Genomic DNA, 391 nt, shown 5'->3' on the forward strand with positions numbered 1-391 from the left:
TGCTGATGTTCAAAATTCTGGTCATCCAGACGTTGAACACTTTGTCTGATGAACGGACAGAGTATCTGATCAACGACCGCCTGTCGTTCATGCGCTTTCTGGGATTGGGGCTGTCGGACCGCGTGCCGGATGCCAAAACGGTCTGGCTGTTTCGTGAGCGTTTGACACAGGCGGGTGCCATTGAAAGGCTGTTTGACCGATTTGACGCGACCCTGCGGAACGCCGGTTATCTCCCGATGTCCGGCCAGATCCTGGATGCAACACTGGTGGCTGCTCCAAAGCAGCGCAATACGAAGGCTGAGAAAGCGGATCTCCGGGCAGGACGTATTCCAGAAGACTGGCAGGACAAGCCCGCAAAGATGTCGCATAAGGATCGTCATGCRCGATGGAC

1 protein-coding gene is annotated in these 391 nt (G+C 55.4%); it reads left to right on the top strand.

Annotated features, from left to right (window positions below; translation table 11 throughout):
• Positions 1-391, top strand: a 391-nt coding sequence (locus tag KP705_RS18840; protein WP_215765411.1) for a transposase, incomplete at both ends; no start/stop codon positions are given.

It is taken from the genome of Gluconobacter sp. P1D12_c (assembly GCF_018812105.1).
GTDB classification, from domain to species: domain Bacteria; phylum Pseudomonadota; class Alphaproteobacteria; order Acetobacterales; family Acetobacteraceae; genus Gluconobacter; species Gluconobacter oxydans_A.